At 43.7% G+C, this 17554-nt stretch carries 13 protein-coding genes; 2 read left to right on the forward strand and 11 right to left on the reverse strand.

Annotated features, from left to right (window positions below):
- Positions 1-141: 141 nt before the first annotated feature.
- The 7 genes from NST25_RS17710 to NST25_RS17740 all read right to left on the reverse strand — a co-directional run bounded on the left by NST25_RS17710 (position 142) and on the right by NST25_RS17740 (position 8550).
- On the reverse strand, positions 142-591 hold the full coding sequence (locus NST25_RS17710; RefSeq protein WP_076128288.1) for a YlbF family regulator: 450 nt from the start codon (positions 589-591) through the stop codon (positions 142-144).
- Between the two features lie 25 nt (positions 592-616).
- Positions 617-2203 (reverse strand): tRNA (N6-isopentenyl adenosine(37)-C2)-methylthiotransferase MiaB, encoded by a 1587-nt coding sequence (gene miaB, locus NST25_RS17715; protein ID WP_340392023.1) that lies wholly within the window; start codon positions 2201-2203, stop codon positions 617-619.
- A gap of 273 nt (positions 2204-2476) precedes the next feature.
- Positions 2477-3571 carry an NADH:flavin oxidoreductase gene (locus NST25_RS17720; protein WP_076184472.1) on the reverse strand — a complete coding sequence of 365 codons (1095 nt, stop codon included), beginning with the start codon at positions 3569-3571 and terminating at the stop codon, positions 2477-2479.
- A gap of 148 nt (positions 3572-3719) precedes the next feature.
- Positions 3720-4565 (reverse strand): rhamnulose-1-phosphate aldolase, encoded by an 846-nt coding sequence (gene rhaD / locus NST25_RS17725; protein ID WP_036688060.1) that lies wholly within the window; start codon positions 4563-4565, stop codon positions 3720-3722.
- A 43-nt stretch (positions 4566-4608) separates the two neighbouring features.
- The gene (gene rhaA, locus NST25_RS17730) at positions 4609-5865 is read right to left on the reverse strand and encodes an L-rhamnose isomerase (protein ID WP_340392026.1); all 1257 of its coding nucleotides are present in this window, start codon (positions 5863-5865) and stop codon (positions 4609-4611) included.
- Positions 5866-5904: 39 nt separating this feature from the next.
- Positions 5905-7371, reverse strand: a complete 1467-nt coding sequence (rhaB, locus tag NST25_RS17735; protein WP_076304065.1) for a rhamnulokinase — start codon at positions 7369-7371, stop codon at positions 5905-5907.
- A 27-nt stretch (positions 7372-7398) separates the two neighbouring features.
- A complete protein-coding gene (locus NST25_RS17740; protein ID WP_076184475.1) occupies positions 7399-8550 on the reverse strand; it encodes an iron-containing alcohol dehydrogenase in 1152 nt (383 codons plus the stop codon).
- A gap of 350 nt (positions 8551-8900) precedes the next feature.
- Between NST25_RS17740 and NST25_RS17745 the strand changes: the two genes are divergently transcribed.
- Entirely contained in the window at positions 8901-9656 is a 756-nt protein-coding gene (locus NST25_RS17745; RefSeq protein ID WP_340394429.1) for a DeoR/GlpR family DNA-binding transcription regulator, read from the forward strand.
- Positions 9657-9740: 84 nt separating this feature from the next.
- Here the strand turns inward: NST25_RS17745 and NST25_RS17750 are convergent, their stop codons facing one another.
- The 3 genes from NST25_RS17750 to zwf form a co-directional block, all read right to left on the reverse strand.
- Positions 9741-10382 (reverse strand): methyltransferase, encoded by a 642-nt coding sequence (locus tag NST25_RS17750; RefSeq protein ID WP_076194673.1) that lies wholly within the window; start codon positions 10380-10382, stop codon positions 9741-9743.
- A 183-nt stretch (positions 10383-10565) separates the two neighbouring features.
- Positions 10566-11459, reverse strand: coding sequence for a phosphogluconate dehydrogenase (NAD(+)-dependent, decarboxylating) (gnd, locus tag NST25_RS17755; RefSeq protein WP_036688068.1), 894 nt, complete (start codon positions 11457-11459; stop codon positions 10566-10568).
- 71 nt (positions 11460-11530) lie between these two features.
- Positions 11531-13066: a glucose-6-phosphate dehydrogenase gene (gene zwf / locus NST25_RS17760; protein ID WP_076219345.1), complete on the reverse strand. Its 1536-nt coding sequence runs from the start codon at positions 13064-13066 to the stop codon at positions 11531-11533.
- A 2695-nt stretch (positions 13067-15761) separates the two neighbouring features.
- On the opposite strand from zwf, the gene NST25_RS17765 reads away from it, so the two are divergent.
- Complete coding sequence (locus NST25_RS17765) at positions 15762-16649, forward strand: fructose bisphosphate aldolase (RefSeq protein WP_076278114.1); 888 nt, start codon at positions 15762-15764, stop codon at positions 16647-16649.
- Positions 16650-17028: 379 nt separating this feature from the next.
- Here NST25_RS17765 and NST25_RS17770 read toward each other — a convergent pair whose 3' ends face one another.
- On the reverse strand, positions 17029-17391 hold the full coding sequence (locus NST25_RS17770; protein WP_340392033.1) for a DUF1304 domain-containing protein: 363 nt from the start codon (positions 17389-17391) through the stop codon (positions 17029-17031).
- Between the last annotated feature and the right edge of the window lie 163 nt (positions 17392-17554).

Here is a 17554-nt window from a genome sequence, read left to right on the forward strand (position 1 = left end):
ACATTATCCTACAAAAAGACTATATGAGAAACGACGTTGTCGTTGAATTATAAGGATTATGTATGTTCATGTACTTTACTTCTACCTCTTATATTGAAATAAAGGGACGGATCTGCATCCGCCCCCTGAACTGAGTGTGGGTTATCCGCATGTGGTCGGAGGCGCTTCAGTGCCGGCTTCCACATTTATTTTTTCCGAAACGGTATCTCTAATCACGGAAATTACCAGCTGGAGCAAATAATTAATGTCGCTCTGGCTTTGCTGAAATTCGTTCACGACTGGAATACCGTCGATCTCATCTTGCAGCACTTCAATTTCACGTTCAATTTTGGCGACCATATCTTTATTATTGAAGCTTTCGAAGGCCACGATTTCTTTTTGTTTTTTCTTAATGGTTGCAATCAGTCCTTGCACACGCTCGTGATTAAGAATTTTTTGCTCAGCCTGCTGAAAATGGCGTACCTCTTCACTGGTTGAGATTAATGATGCTAGTTCTTTAGCTTTGCCCATAATATCCTCGCGAACGATCAGATCACGGGTATTATAAGTTTTCATTCCATATTTATTCAACTGTTGTTCTTCTGTACTCATTAGTCATCTCCCCATTCGTATGTGATTAATGAACAGCTGCGGCCTCGACCACAATATCCCCTTTAATGTACCATGTTTTGGTATCTGTAATTCTCACGTTTACAAATGTGCCGATAAGCTCCTTAGGACCTTCAAAATGGACCAGCTTGTTAGCGCGGGAACGGCCGGAAAGGACTTCGGAGTTATTCTTACTCTCCCCTTCAACCAGCACCTCTACAACTTCACCCAGCATCCGGTCATTAATGATCCGGCTGTTCTCTTTGATGAGATCATTTAATCTTTGCAGACGTTCACTCTTCACCGACATCGGTACATTATCTTCCATCGCCGCTGCTGGTGTGCCCTCACGTGGAGAATAAATGAACGTATATGCCATATCATACCCAACCTCACGCACAAGCGATAGGGTATCTTCAAATTGCTCATCAGTCTCCCCAGGGAAACCAACGATAATATCGGTACTTAATACAGCATTCGGCACACTTATCTTAATCTTGCGTACTAATTCCAGATAAGCTTCCCGGGTATATTTACGGCTCATTTTCTTAAGAACGGCAGTACTTCCCGATTGAACCGGCAGATGGATATGCTCCACCAAGTTGCCGCCTTTGCCTAAAACCTCAATCAATTTATCGTCAAAATCTCGTGGATGCGATGTCATGAAGCGAATGCGCGGAATATCAATCAGACGCATATCATCCATCAGGTTCCCGAAGGTGTAATCAATATCCGTAAAATCTTTACCGTAAGCATTTACGTTCTGCCCCAATAGCGTTACTTCCTTGAAGCCTTGGCGCGCAAGCTCTCTCACCTCAGCGATAACGTCCTCTGGACGACGACTGCGTTCTTTACCGCGTGTAAACGGTACGATGCAATACGTGCAGAACTTATCACAGCCATACATAATGTTCACCCAAGCGCGCATGCCTTCCCGCTTCTTCGGCAAGTTCTCAATAATGTCGCCTTCTTTGGACCATACCTCAACCACAAGCTCCTTACTAAATACCGCTTCTTTAATGAGGTGTGGCAACCTGTGAATATTATGCGTACCGAAGATCATATCCACGAAGCCATGCTTTGACATAATCCGGTTGACTACGACTTCCTCTTGGGACATGCAACCGCATACCCCTAACAACAGACCCGGCTTCTCGATCTTCAGGTTCTTAAGATGTCCTAGCTCTCCAAATACCTTATCCTCGGCGTTCTCCCGAATCGCACAAGTATTCAGCAAAATGAGATCCGCGTCATTCCGGTCAGCGACACTGCGGTAGCCCATCTGTTCCAATAGGCCCTTCATCGTTTCCGTGTCATGCTCATTCATTTGGCAGCCATAAGTCGTTATATGATAATATTTGCCCACTCCGAAATTCTGCATCTCTTCAGGAATCTCGAAATCATAATGCACTTCTATTTCTTCCTTGCCGCGCCGTTTTCCTTCTTTATAGTCAGGCTGGCTATTAATTTGCACATTTCTTCCTTTAATCCGGTAAGTAACCTTACCTTCCTCTTCACTAATTACCTTTGCATCACTAAAATCAAAATAATTCGAATAATCCTTAGAACCCTTGCCGGATTTTAAGTCCGGTGAGTTATGGTTCCCCTTTGTCATGCTGTTTTCACGTCCTCTATTGTTCAACAATTATTTTTATACTTTGCTAATTTAAAATTATAACATAATGCTGGCCTAACATAGAAGTGCCCGGTCTATTAATGATGTAATGAAGCGTTGCATATCGACAAAAAAATACCCCGCCAACGTTTGGCAGGGTCAAGTTCTATCATATTAAGGGGGGTATGCTACTATTATAAGCAGATACACTACTCTTGAAACAGTTACACAACCTCTTACCTAAAAAAATAGTCATTGTATATTCTGCTAGTTTTAGTAAAGCGTATTCGTCGCTTCAGGAGTAAATGGGATGATTTCGTCTATCGCTCCACTTTGTACTTTGGCAGGCCAAGCCGGATCGCTAATAAGCGCTCTGCCCACTGCAACCAAATCAAACTCCTCCCGATCGAACCTTTCAGTTAACTCATCAATATTATCCTCAGGCTTCTGAGCTTTATCTTCCTCGAAGAAATCGCTTTGCAGGCCAATAGAGCCTACTGTAATACACGGCTTCCCGGTAAGCTTCTTAGTCCACCCAGCTAAATTAAGATCAGAGCCAGCAAATTCAGGTTGACTGAAGCGTCGGGTCGAGCAATGAAAGATATCTACACCCGCTTCGCTAAGCGGTGCTAGGAAACTCGCAAGTTCTCCTGAAGTCTTCGCCAGCTTCTCATCATACGCCCCCAACTTCCACTGGGAAAAGCGCAGCACAATTGGGAAGTCTGGTCCAACCGCTTGACGGCATGCTTTAATGATCTCGACAGCGAATGTTGTTCTTCCTACCAAATCGCCACCGTAACGATCGGTACGTTTATTCGTTCTATCCCAGAAGAACTGGTCTATCAGATACCCGTGAGCGCCATGCAGCTCGATGCCATCAAAGCCAACGCTTTTGGCATTTTCCGCCGCTTGAGCGAAGGCTGTTACTAAACTTTCAACCTCTTCTGTGGTCAGCGGCTCTGTCACCGGCTCACCTGCTAAATTCAGACCCGAAGGGCCTACAGGAAGGGCTTCAACGTTAGGATACTCGCCGATTGTACGCGCCATCCCCACATGCCAAAGCTGCGGGATGATCTTGCCGCCAGCTGCGTGAACCTCTTCCACAACCTTCTTCCAGCCTTCTAAAGATGCTTCTTCATGTATATTAGGAATATCTTGGTGACTGACAGCCGCTGGATGATTTATCGCAGTACCCTCAGTAACAATTAATCCCACTCCACCCTCTGCACGTCTACGATAATAAGCGGCAACATTGCTTCCCGGCACACCCTTCGGAGACTGCGCGCGTGTCATCGGCGCCATTACAAATCGGTTCGACAGCGAAAGATTCCCCACTTGAAAAGGTAAAAATAGTTGCTCTGTATTCATATGTTACCTCCAATTTATTAATTGATTACTTTAAGTAAGCTTATTATCTACCCAAAAGATGGGAAATGCAAATTTTAAGAAAAAGACAACAAAAACCGGACCTCGCAGAATCTACGATTGCCCGGTTTCACCAAATTATAATGACTCTCTAGACTTCAAGAATCCCCGCTTTAGGTGTAACTCCAAATGCTTTAGCTAAATCCCATAGCTGTTGGTCTGTGATCTTTTGTTTGATTTCTCTACCGCCAATCAAGTTGTAGATCGTCGCAGCCTTTTCAACCGTTTCTACTAGACCAAAGGTAGCATCCATGGTGGAGCCAGTGCCAAAAATCCCATGCTGCGGCCAGATGACTAAACGGTGATCCTTCATTTTTTTGGCAGTCTCACGGCCGATTTCACTGCTGCCCGGAACAATCCACGGAATAACACTGACGCCATCAGGGAAAACAACAAGGCACTCTGTGCACATTTCCCATAACGTTTTGGTAAACTTCAGTTCGTCCAGATCATGCGTGAAGGTCATCGCGATAACATTTGTAGCATGTGTATGCAGCACGATACGGTGTGTGGGATCTACTTTCAGACGTTCAATATGACTCATAAAATGCGAAGCGAGCTCACTCGTAGGAACTGCACCATTCCGCAATCCCCACAATACTTCCACACTTTCGCCATTGCCGCTAACCCTTAACACACCCAGATTCGCTTCAGGGTCTTTAATCACATTTCTGAAATATTTGCCCGAACCTGTTACGATAAAATACTTGCCTGCTAATTCTTTTACGGGAAAGGTGAGTTTGATCGTGCGCAACGGCTCCAGTACATTAATATACTTAGCCACCTCATTCTCATCCAGTAAATAGCTGACATTCCCACCATTCAGTTCATCCCAGCCAAGCTCCCACATATGACGGGTGATCTCTGACATTTCCTGAATAAATGGAGCTTCACTGCTGGCAATATAACCTTTTGATTCTAACAAAGATGTACTCATAGTCTATTCTCTCCTTTGTATTTGCTGCTCTCCGTATCCACTTCTATCTTAAAGACAAAACGTCTTGTTCGTAATTTTTCACTTCAGTAAGCCATTGCTCACGCACCGGTGTACCTTGTGATGCACAGTAGTAATCCCAGACCGCTCCAAACGGATACGATTTGAACTCTTCTACCAGAGCAAGACGTGAAGTATAATCCCCGGACCGCTCGATTTGCTTAAGTTCTTCCACTGGTTCCAGCATCGCACGCAGCAACGCCTTAATAGTGTTGCGGGTGCCAATGACCCATGCCGCGAGATGATTGATACTGCCATCAAAGAAATCCAATCCAATATTCGTACGAGGAAGTAAATCCCCGCGAACCAATTCACGGGCGATTTCCAGCAGCTCATCATCCATTGTTACCACATGGTCACTGTCCCAGCGGACAGGTCTGCTGACATGCAGCAGCAGCTGCTCACTGAACATCAGAATCGAAGATAATTTATTCGAAATCACTTCTGTAGGATGAAAATGTCCCGCATCCAAACAGATCGCTTTTCCATTTGTTAAACCATAACCCATATAGAATTCATGAGAGCCAACCACATAACTTTCAGAACCAATTCCAAACAGTTTACTTTCCAAGGCATCCATATTATAAAGCGGATCTATTTCCTGACTAAAAATCTCATCCAGCGACTCTTTTAAACGTACTCTTGGTGCTAGCCGATCTACTGGCGTATCTTTATATCCGTCTGGAATCCAAAAATTCGTCACACAAGGCTGACCCAGCTCCCGCCCAAAATGCTCAGCGATCGTACGTGAAGCTTTACAGTGTCTGATCCAGAAATTCCGAATCTCCGCGTCCGAATGACTGAGGGTGAATCCATCGGCTGCTTTCGGATGTGAGAAACAAGTAGGGTTAAAATCAAGCCCTAAGCCCTGTTCCTTCGCCCAATCCACCCAGGATTGAAAATGTCGTGGCTCTAGTTCATCCAAATCTACAGCTTCATCTGTATCTGCGTAAATAGCATGCAGGTTAACCTTATGTTTACCAGGAATAAGAGACAACGCCTTTTCTAAATCTTGACGTAGTTCATCTGGTGTACCCGCTCGGCCCGGATAACTTCCCGTTACCGCAATGCCCCCGCTTAGTTCTTTTTCCTTAAAAAGAAAACCTTTTACATCATCACCCTGCCAGCAATGTATGGAAATTTTAATTTGCGCGAGTCGCTCCAGCACTTTATCCACATCAATACCGTGGGCTGCGTATAGTTTTTTGGCTTCGTTATAACTAGTGATAATGCTCTGATCCATGCTGTTTATCCTCCTAAATTAGTGCAACGTCTGTTTCGCTTAGATAAGCTCATTCACCTTGGACAGATGAAGGCTTCTCCAGCGATTTAGAATGTTATTAAAATGCTTGATCGGCTGCGGAATGTATGATGTTATTTCAAAAGATTGTTCGATAATAGCTCTTGCCTCAGTTATGTCTGCAATGGAATCTGTGCTAATCATCTGCACTACTATATTTCCTAGAGCAGTCGCTTCCGTTGGTCCAGCCTTTACTTCCCTGCCGATAACGTCAGCTGTTAGTTGGCATAAAAGCCGATTGTTCGCCCCGCCGCCGACAATTTGCAATCCCTCGATCCGACGTTCTGTCAGCTCCTCCAACTCTTCCAAATAAGTTAGATAGGATAACGCCAAGCTGTCAAAAACACAACGTGCTAACTGTCCAGGTGTCTCCGGAACGGGCTGCCCACTCTCCATACAGGCACTGCGGATTTCTTCTATCATGTTGGATGGATTAAGAAACCTTGGTGCATTACAAGGGATCAGGCTGCGAAACCCCTCTTCTCCCTGTGCAAGCTCTGCAAGTTCCGCAAAACTATAGCAATTGTTCAGTAATCTGCGAACCTCTTGAATAAGCCATAAGCCCATTACATTTTTGAGGAATCTATAAGTTCCGTAGGCTCCCCACTCATTGGTGTAGTTAGCCTGCATGGCTTTTAGAGAATTTAGAGGCTCCGTTCTTTCTACACCGAGTAAAGACCAAGTTCCACTGCTGATATAAGCTGAGCCTTCTTGAAGTGGAGCACCTAGCACTGCTGAGGCCGTATCATGGGAAGCCACACAGATCAGTTGGCATTCAGGCAGGTCATATTGTTGGATTAAAGCTTCGTCAAGAGGACCAACCACTACACCAGGCTCAGTTAATTTTGCAAATTGATCTTTCCTGATATTCAAAAATTCTAATAGGTCATCGTCAAAATCCCGGCTTTCCAGATTCAACAGCTGTGTTGTAGATGCAATCGTAACCTCGTTGATTTTGCGGCCAGTCAGTCGGTAATATAGATAATCTGGTACAAGTAAAATCTGATCCGCTTGCGCTAGCTCTTCTTCTTTATGAACATATAACTGATTCAAGGTATTGATGGATAACTGCTGGATTCCTGTCTTTTCATAGACGGTTTGTGGTGAAAGCTGCTGTGCCACCTGATCCACAGCCAGATCCGTTCTGCGGTCCCGGTAGGCGTATACTTCCTGAACACGATTCCCGTCCGCATCTACCAGCACATAATCTACACCCCATGTATCAATACCGAGCGTACAGGTAGTAATTCCATCGGTTTTAGCCTTCCGAAGCCCGATCATAATCTGCTCTACTAAATAATCAATGTCCCAGAAACAGGAACCCTCTTGTTCCGTAAAGCTATTGCTAAAGCGATGAAGCTCTTCTAAGGAAAGAATACCTTCTTGCAATATTCCGCGCACCAGCCGCCCACTTGAGGCACCGATGTCAACGGCGATGTGATTATTCATAAACAATCTCCTATGATAAGGGGTGATTTATAATATTTTTTTGAACAGTGTAATAACTTCTTCTTTAGTAGGAATAAAAGGGTTCCCTGGTGCACAAGCATCCTTCATCGAATTTTCAGCCAGAAGATCAAGATCTACTTCTTCTACACCAAGCTCGGATAATTTGGCTGGAATCCCTACTTCTTTAGACAACGCCTTGATCGACTCAATTACGAAATCTGCGCATTGTTTATCTGTTTGGTTCTCTACATTTAATCCAATCGCTTTAGCAATGGATCTGAATTTCTCAGGCACATATTTGGCATTTTCTTCTTCCACAAAAGGCAGCAGCATCGCGTTACATACGCCGTGCGGCAGATCGTATACGCCGCCCAGCTGATGCGCCATCGCATGCACATAACCAAGCCCCGCATTATTGAAAGCCAATCCGCCAAGGAATATCGCGTATACCATCTGTTCACGCGCTTCGATATCATGGCCATTCTTCACAGTACGAGCCAGGTTAGCAAAAATAAGTTCCACTGCGGCTAGTGCCGTAGCATCGGTTACCGGATATGCTCCCGGCGTCACCAGCGCTTCAATCGCATGAGTCAATGCATCCATACCCGTAGCCGCGGTAAGTGCAGCGGGTTTATCAACCATAAGCTCAGGATCGTTGACTGAAATCGTCGCAAGGCTGTTCTTATCTACCATAACCATCTTCACTTTGCGTTCTTCGTCTGTGATTACATAGTTAATGGTCACTTCAGCCGAAGTACCAGCAGTGGTATTCACGGCGACAATCGGCAGTGATTTATGCTTAGACTTGTGTACACCTTCATATTCTTTGATATGACCGCCATTTGTGGCAATGATACCAATGGCTTTGGCAGTATCCTGTGGTGATCCACCGCCAATGGAAATCAGATAATCACAATTCTGCGCTTTGAGATAATCAACGCCATCGTGGACATTTTTACAGGTCGGATTGGGTTTCACTTCATCATAGATGGCATATTCAATCCCCGCTTCGTCCAATACCGCCAGCAATTTACCAGCAATGCCACTTTTCATAAGGAATTTGTCCGTAACAACAAGCGCCTTTTTTAATTTAAGCTCTTGGATGTATGGACCAATCTCCTGCAAGCATCCCTTGCCCATAATATTGATCGATGGAACATAATACACATGCGTGCTCATGCTTGACCAGCCTCCTAAAGTTAATTTATCAACACCAAAGTTTTACACACAACTCTGCAAGCTAGAGCGTAGTATTCCGGCTGCAGCGCCTCAGGCTGGCCTCTAAATCGCAACTGGGCCGGCTCTGGTATCTTTCAAATCTAATTACCACTACAGGATCTCCTTCATCGTATGCCTCCAAATCTTTGTTGTCAACATTTTAAATATTATTTATGTTGTTTTTATTTGTTTTATATCCGTTTTGTGAATATTATTGGAAAACAAACATGATTTTACGTTGATTTTATTGCAAAACACAGATATTTGGAGCTATGATTAAGGAATATAAAGATTTCGGAAAGGTGATCCCTATGCTTGCAGCTGAAAGACGCAAAAAAATAATTGATCTTGTTCATCAGGATAAACGAGTATTAGTCTCTGATCTAAGCCGGATGTTTGAAGTTACAGAAGAGACGATACGCAGAGACTTGGAGAAGCTGGAGAAGGATGGCATTCTAAGCCGAACCTATGGCGGGGCCATGCTGAATCGTCACACGAACGAGGATTTGCCTTTTGTTACACGCAATGCGCTGAATACAGATATCAAACGGGGAATCGCCCTTAAGGCGCTAGATTTAATCAATGATGGAGATACGTTAATGGTGGATCCTAGCTCCACAGCCTTTGAGTTTCTAAAACTGCTTGGCAATAAAAACAATCTGACCATTATTACGAACTCGATTAATATTTTGCATGAGTTCTCGAATTCTGGGATGGATATCATCTCTACCGGAGGTTCTTTACGTTACCGATCCATGTCACTCGTGGGTCCTGTAGCACATGACACCATTCAAAGATACAATGTGGACACTGCGGTTATCAGTTGTAAAGGAATAGATTTGGAGCGAGGCATCACAGATTCTAATGAACCGGAGTGTGAGCTCAAGAAATATATGCTACGTCAAGCTAACAAGGTCATACTCCTGGCCGATCACACCAAATTCGATAAGACCGCCTTTACGAAGCTGATCGAGCTTGGCCAAATCGACTTTTTGATCACAGACCGCCAGCCTTCTGAGGTTTGGTTGAAGCGCCTGAACAAAGAGAATATTGAGCTTCTCTATTAATCGGGCTCAAACGCCTTCGCAGCCCATTTAAAAATGCCGTTCCCCAATGAGTAATGGGTGACGGCATTTGTTGTATGGAGATGATTATCTTTTTGTATAAACCTGAGAGATTGGGACTACGTTGACTGTTGATTTGGGATTTTCGCGTTGCACTTGCGTTGTAGTTTTTTTCCTGCAAATATATATAAGCGCTGGTGGAAAATTCAGCAGCACCCACTTCGTGTGTAGGATCTCAAAATGCTGGCTCAACTCTGTTTTCATCCGCGGAAAATATTCATAGGTTATAAACCACCCTCCTTCTTTTAAAGAAGAAATGATCTGTTCCATAAACCTAGTGCGGTCTGGCTTCGAGAAATTCATCAAAGACAAACTACTCACGATACAATCCAGCTTCTCCAGACTGCTGTTATGAAGCGCAAGACGCAGCCGGAGACAATCGTTGTTGCAGAAACATCCGGGGAATTCCTCTCTTAACTGACTGCGAAAATCAGGATCTATTTCAAATAGAAGAACATTCATACCGGTCTTTTCTCCACGCGGAATAAACCTTGTGATTGCACCAGTCCCCGCACCCAACTCAGCCATAGAATGCACTTGGTTCCAAGGCACTGGATCAAGCAACGTCTGGGCCAGCCAATGTGAACTGGGAGTTACACTACCATATTGTCGGGGCGCATGCAGAAATTTATTTAGAAAATGAAGTCGCTCACGAATTCCACTTTGCATGAAATCTCCCCCTTGCTTCCTAACTTACCCTTCTACCCCTAAAATATGTAAACTGCATTAAATTCGTACTCCATCTATACTTCCCATTATCTATTCCCCTTAAAATAAAAAGCCCAAATTTCTCCGCAACATAAATTGCGGGAAATTCGAGCTTGTAAACACTCAATTCAGAGTCGGCCAATCTTATTTAGTTTCCACAGCGTGTCCGCCGAACTCGTTCCGCAGTGCAGCAACTACTTTTCCAGTGAATGTGTCGGTCTCAAGGGAACGGTAACGCATCAATAACGCCATTGCGATGACCGGAGTCGCCGCTTGTAAATCAAAGGCGGTTTCAAGCGTCCATCTGCCTTCACCAGACGAATGCATAATGCCCTTAATCTCATCTAGTTTAGCGTCCTTCGAGAAGGCGCGTTCCACAAGTTCCATCAGCCACGAACGGATTACAGAGCCATGATTCCACACCCGAGCTACTTCCTCAAAGTTGTAGTCAAATTCACTCTTTTCCAGAACCTCAAAACCTTCACCGATAGCAGCCATCATGCCGTATTCAATACCGTTATGCACCATTTTTAGAAAATGGCCGCTACCTGCTTTACCAGCATATAAAAAGCCGCTTTCTACAGCTGTATCACGGAAAATAGGCTCCACAACTTCCCAAGCTTCGGGATCTCCGCCAACCATGTAACAAGCGCCATTACGCGCCCCTTCCATACCGCCAGAGGTACCTGCATCCATAAAGTGAATTCCGTGCTCCTTCAATTCCTCATACCGACGAATCGATTCCTTATAATGCGAGTTTCCTGCTTCAATAACGATATCACCTTTAGACAACTGTGGAGTAAGTTCAGCGATTACAGAATCAACGACCTGATGCGGAACCATGATCCAAATGATTCTTGGTGTTTCCAATTGCTGTACCAATTCTGGAAGCGTTACTGCTCCACTAGCGCCTTTAGCTTTCATTTCTTCTACAGCAGGTGCATTCAGATCAAAAGCAACAACCTCATGTCCATGATCCAGCAAATTTTGACCCAAATTAAAACCCATTTTTCCTAACCCAACTAATCCTACTTTCATGTAAATTCCCTCCGATTTATAGATTCTTGTGATGTATTTTAGCTAAATTGGCAAAAAAAACAGGCAGGGGCTTAAGCCCCTGGCCGTATAGATTCCTGCGCTGCTGCAACTTCTGCTTGAGCGTCGAGAAGATCTGACTCCTGATCTGTATCATCAAACCACCAGCGGTCTTCACCCAAAAGCTCCATAGCCGCATCTGGACCATAAGAACCTGAAGCATAGGTATGAAGTGGCATTAGCCCCTCTTCCATAGCTTCCTGGATTGGTGTAACCCATTGCCATGACAGCTCGACTTCTTTCCAATGAGCGAAGAAAGTGGCGTCACCACGAAGTGCATCAAAGATCAGATTTTCGTAAGCTTCTGGTACGTCTGAAGTTCCGGCTTCATAAGTAGCGAGGACAGGTTCAAGTTTCCCTTTTTGCAGCTGATCCTTCGTATTCAACTGAAGCGTAATGGCTTCATTCGGACCGATCTCGATGATGAGTAGATTTGGAACGTCAGTTCCTTTATTTTTGTTATTGTTATCATTAAACGGTTCTTTAAATTCTATAACAATTCTTGTTGATTTCTCTTTCATTCTCTTGCCGGTACGGATATAGAACGGAACTTCATTCCACAATGGATCATCTATAAACAAACGCGCTGCAATAAACGTCTCATTTTGTGAGGATTGGCTAATTCCTGGTTCATCTAAGTAGCCTGCAACAGATTTACCTTTAATTTCACCTTCAGCATATTGTCCGCGGACAACATATTGATTAACTTCGTCTTTACTTAGCGGAATGAGGCGCTCCATGACATATCTTTTCTTCCCACGGATCTCTTCAGGTGTACTGCCTTTTGGAAGCTGCATCGCCATCATCATGAGCAATTGCAGCATATGGTTCTGGAACATATCACGAAGTGCCCCAGCTTTATCATAATAGCCTGCCCGTTCTTCAACGCCAACAATCTCACTCGCCGTAATTTGCACATTTGCGATATACCGATTTTTCCACAGTGCTCTAAGCACAGGATTTGAATATTTTAGAACTTCCAGATTCTGAACCATCGGTTTACCCAAGAAGTGGTCAATTCGGAAAATCTCCTCTTCAGTAAATACGGCATTCAAGCTGTCATTTAACTCTCTTGCTGTTTGCAAGTCTGTACCAAAAGGCTTCTCAATAATCAGACGCTTCCAGCCCTTCGTAGATCCCAGACCACTAGAGTGAATATTGGCGGCAATTTCCTTGAAAAACTCAGGACCCACCGATAAATAGAACATCCGATTCTCCGGAATGTTAAAAAATTGCTCACGACGTTTAACATGCTCCAGGAGCTTCAAATAATCCTCTGTATTACCTACATCTAGAACGCTATATTCAAAAGCTTCCAAGAAAACCTGCAACTGTGGAGATTCTACTGCCGGCTGTCTAGAAAATGTCTGCAAAGATTGCAGGACTTGCTTACGGAAAGCTTCAGTTGAAACTTCTCTTCTTCCTAATCCAATCACTGAGAGAGGACCTGAAATTTGACCATCTAAAAAGAGGTTATATAGTGCAGGATAGATTTTACGTTTTGCTAAATCTCCTGTAGCGCCAAAAAGCACAAATGTTGATGATTCCACTTTCATTCCTCCCGCTATTATATATTATTTATTAACTTACTTTTAATTACTAGCATACTCAGTAGAATCAATCATACGACTGATATTTTTATTCGTCAACCTCATTTCGACATTTACGAAAAGTTATTATTTTCACAAAGCTTCGAATTGGTAATTATGATTAATGTCACACCAATTATCTTATTGGATTATTCGTATTAATTTACTAGGAAATAATCCGAAAATAAGATAACAACCCGCTCCCAGCATGGCTTTTGGCGTTCTGAATTTACACACTCTGATTTAAAATTCTTGATCCAAAGCTGTTTACAACATAAACAAAATTCCCAGTCGCTTAAATAAGCTCATCCTTCCACTGTGTTTCAAACTAAGTTTAAGTAATTGACTGGATTGGTCTGGCACGCCTCGAAGAAGACTATGCGTTTTGATACCAAGTTTGGGAATTAAGCATAAAAAGTGACTGCTTCGAGGAATATTACTTGAGAATACTTCGAAGGAATTTTTGCTAAGCACATTGGAGTGACTGGAGTCTGTGAAGAGAACGATTGGGGATGAGATGACGTTTGCAAAGAGTACCATTGGGGATAGGTTGAAGGTTGCTAAGAGTACCCTGTGAATGTCTTGAGTTTGCTAGGTGAACCATTGGGATTGTCCTGAAGTTTGCTAGGTGTACCCTGTGAATGTCTTGAGTTTGCTAGGTGTACCATTGGGAATGTCCTGAAGTTTGCTAAGAGTACCCTGTGAGTGTAGTTTGCTAAGTGTGCGCTTTGGGGGATCACTTAAAAGTTCGCATAGAGCGTCTTTAGATCCAGATTGGAGTAACATTTATGTTTACCCGCATCTCCGGCTGCGGCGAGATCAGACCTTGGAGACCTTAGACGTCGATTCTTACTCATCTGCGGTGGTTTTATGTCCACACCATGGAGGAAACGGACTCAGGTGCCCTCAAACGTCGATTCGTACTCGTCTGCCGTGACCTTATGTCCACACTAACTATGGGTTCGGACTCAGGTGACATTCTACTTCGATACTTACTCGTCTGCTGAGGCTTTATGTCCACACCATGTATGGTCCGGACTCAGGAGACGCTATTTCACAGATTTTGGTCATTTCGCCCTGCTAACGGACTCAGATGCAACTATTCGACCAAATATACTCCTCTTTGGAGCAAAAACTTGGCAATAAGAGCTGTGCGGTCCGATACTTCTGAATAATGCTCCAAAAACACCAAATTGCTGCAATACAGTCCGAACGATGATGTATTATCGTCAATCTTGGCTAGTCCAGACTCAGGTGACATTATACGTCGATAATTACTCGTCTGCGGAGGCTACATGTTCTTGCCATCGATGGTCCGGACTCAGGAGATGCTATTTCGCAGATTTAGCCCATTTCGCCATGCTATCGGACCCAGATGCAGCTATTAAACCTAATTCGCTCTTTTCTGGAGCAAAAACTTGGCTATAAGAGCTATGCGGTCCGATACTTCTGAATAATACTCCAAAAACACCAAATAGCTGCAATACAGTCCGAACGATGATGTAGTATCTTCAAACTTGGCTAGTCCGGACTCAGGTGACATTATACGTCGATACTTACTCGTCTGCGGAGGCTGCAAGTCCTCGCCATCGATAGTCCGGACTGAAGAGACCTTACACGTAACTTCACACTCGTCTGACGAGATTGGATGTCCACACTAACTATGGGTTCGGACTCAGGAGACGTTATTTCGCAGATTTAGCCCATTTCGCCATGCTATCGGACTCAGATGCAGGTATTAAACCAAATTCACTCCTCTTTGGAGCAAAAACTTGGCAATAAGAGCTATGCGGTCCGATACTTCTGAATAATGCTCCAAAAACTCTAAATAGCTGCAATACAGTCCGAACGATGATGTAGTATCGTCAATCTTGGCTAGTCCGGACTCAGGTGACATTATACGTCGATACTTACTCGTCTGCGGAGGCTACATGTTCTTGCCATCGATGGTTCGGACTCAGGAGACGTTATTTCGCAGATTTAGCCCATTTCGCCATGCTATCGGACCCAGATGCAGCTATTGAACCAAATCCACCCCTCTTTGGAGCAAATACTTGGAAATAAGAGCTATGCAGTCCGATACTTCTGAATAATACTCCAAAAAATCTAAATAGCTGCAATACAGTCCGAACGATGCTGTAGTATCATCAATCTTGGCTAGTCCGGACTCAGGTGACCTCAAACGTCGATTCGTACTCGTCAGTTGAGGCTGCATGTCTTCACTAACTATGGGTTTGGACTCAGATGACATTATACGTCGATTCGTTCTCGTATACGGAGGCTGCAAGTCCTCGCCATCGATAGTCCGGACTCAGGAGACGCTATTTCGCAGATTTAGCCCATTTCGCCATGCTATTGGACTCAGATGCAGCTACTCGACCAAAAAGTGACCTCAAACGTCGATTCGTTCTCGTATGCTAAGATTGCAAGTCTTCACCATCTAGGGATCGGACTCAGGAGACCTACACGTAGATATCTCGTCATCCCCATGGATCAATCAGATCCGGAAGTCCTTATATCGCAGATTCAAACCACCTCACATTGGACTAGTTACCTACCAAGTTACAATGCCATTTGTTTAGAGCCGGTACATTAAGTGTTATAGTTAATGAACATAAGATTTTTCATTCAGTTCACGAAAGGAAGGAGAATTTTCATGAATATGGAGCAATGGGAACAAATTCGGACGGGACAGGGATTTATAGCTGCCTTGGATCAAAGTGGTGGCAGTACACCAAAAGCGCTGCTGCAATATGGTGTTGCAGAGGACAGTTACTCTAATGAAGATCAAATGTATGGGTTGGTTCACGAGATGAGAACGCGCATTATCAAGAGCCCTGCATTTGATTCAAAGCATATACTGGGTGCAATCTTATTTGAGAACACAATGGATCGTTCCATAGACGGGCAATATACTGCCGATTTTCTATGGGAGAAAAAAGGGATTGTGCCTTTCCTGAAAATCGATAAAGGTCTTGCCGACCCTGAAGACGGAGTACAACTAATGAAGCCTATTCCCGGCTTGAGTGATCTTCTGAAGCGGGCCAACGAACGTAACATCTTTGGTACAAAAATGCGCTCGGTGATTAAAGAGGCTAATCCTTCCGGTATCAAAAAGGTGGTTGAACAGCAGTTTGAAATCGGTAAGCAGATTTTAGCAGCGGGACTCGTACCTATTATCGAACCGGAAGTTGATATCCACAGTGCTGATAAAACGGCTTCAGAGAAGCTGCTAAAAGAAGAACTATCGGCCCAATTGTCTACGCTGGGCAAAGACGTGAAGGTCATGCTTAAGCTCTCCATCCCAACGGAGAATAATTTCTACCGCGAATTAGTGGATGATCCTCATGTTTTGCGAATTGTCGCTTTGTCCGGCGGTTACACACAAGCGGAGGCCAACGATAAGCTCGCCCATAATCAAGGACTGATCGCCAGCTTCTCACGTGCGTTATCGCAGGGACTAAGTGCTGGGCAGTCAGAAGAAGAGTTTAACGCGCTCCTCTCCAAATCTGTAGAAGCGATTTATGCAGCCTCTATTAAATAAGATCCTCATTTAAACCAGCACATAAAAAGAGCTGTTTCCCTGACAGGTGTTCCCTGCTGGGTAGCAGCTCTTTTTTTATGATGAGAATTTACTTTAAAAGTCTAGAACTTTCAGATTAAACGCCATTCTGTCTACTCATTCAGCCCACACAAGCATGCAATGGGTTTGTTAAAGTCCCTTACATCTTATCTAAGGACCACACCTGTAGCTAAAACACATTAATCAACCAATTCTCTGTTGTTTCTTGGTACACCATCCATAATTCCTGTTTTTAATCCAGCGCATTTCATTACCCAATAATTTCTTGATCTTACGCAAAAAAGGCTTCCACCACGCAAGTACGCGAGGTAGAAACCTAATCGATTACTTCTATGTTATCTTAAATCGAAACCACGAGGATTAATGCAATTAAAGCTGGCAGTCCTTGCATAAATAAAATAGACTTTTTCACCGTCAGTCCGCCATATAACGCTGCCACTATAACAGTTGATAAGAAGAAGATTTCAATTTGATGACCGAAATTTACATTCGGATGAACCAATCCCCAAATTAAACCTGCCGCCAAAAATCCATTGTATACCCCTTGGTTCGCTGCCAGTGTTTTAGAAGCATCCGCAACTTCCTGTGTCATTCCAAAGACTCGAAGCCCTTTTGGCTTTGACCAAGCGAACATTTCTAAATAAACAATATAGATATGTATTAACGCAACAACACCGACCATAATATTAGCTACCCATACCATCAAAATAACCACCTTATTTTAATTTGTGTACAATTTAATTGTATCACATTAAAACTCAAAAGTGTATACAAAATCCCATAAACAATTCGACACTAAAAAAAGAATAGCCATAATCTTCAAAAAAAAGACTATCGCTATTCCATACGTAATGTTTTATGAAATT

It is taken from the genome of Paenibacillus sp. FSL E2-0190, assembly GCF_037992965.1.
GTDB classification, from domain to species: domain Bacteria; phylum Bacillota; class Bacilli; order Paenibacillales; family Paenibacillaceae; genus Paenibacillus_AQ; species Paenibacillus_AQ odorifer.

Coding starts and splice junctions, on each gene's coding strand:
- NST25_RS17710 (WP_076128288.1), bottom strand. CDS start 591: ATGAGTACAGAAGAACAACAGTTGAATAAATATGGAATGAAAACTTAT.
- miaB (WP_340392023.1), bottom strand. CDS start 2,203: ATGACAAAGGGGAACCATAACTCACCGGACTTAAAATCCGGCAAGGGT.
- NST25_RS17720 (WP_076184472.1), bottom strand. CDS start 3,571: ATGAATACAGAGCAACTATTTTTACCTTTTCAAGTGGGGAATCTTTCG.
- rhaD (WP_036688060.1), bottom strand. CDS start 4,565: ATGAGTACATCTTTGTTAGAATCAAAAGGTTATATTGCCAGCAGTGAA.
- rhaA (WP_340392026.1), bottom strand. CDS start 5,865: ATGGATCAGAGCATTATCACTAGTTATAACGAAGCCAAAAAACTATAC.
- rhaB (WP_076304065.1), bottom strand. CDS start 7,371: ATGAATAATCACATCGCCGTTGACATCGGTGCCTCAAGTGGGCGGCTG.
- NST25_RS17740 (WP_076184475.1), bottom strand. CDS start 8,550: ATGAGCACGCATGTGTATTATGTTCCATCGATCAATATTATGGGCAAG.
- NST25_RS17745 (WP_340394429.1), top strand. CDS start 8,901: ATGCTTGCAGCTGAAAGACGCAAAAAAATAATTGATCTTGTTCATCAG.
- NST25_RS17750 (WP_076194673.1), bottom strand. CDS start 10,382: ATGCAAAGTGGAATTCGTGAGCGACTTCATTTTCTAAATAAATTTCTG.
- gnd (WP_036688068.1), bottom strand. CDS start 11,459: ATGAAAGTAGGATTAGTTGGGTTAGGAAAAATGGGTTTTAATTTGGGT.
- NST25_RS17765 (WP_076278114.1), top strand. CDS start 15,762: ATGAATATGGAGCAATGGGAACAAATTCGGACGGGACAGGGATTTATA.
- NST25_RS17770 (WP_340392033.1), bottom strand. CDS start 17,391: ATGGTATGGGTAGCTAATATTATGGTCGGTGTTGTTGCGTTAATACAT.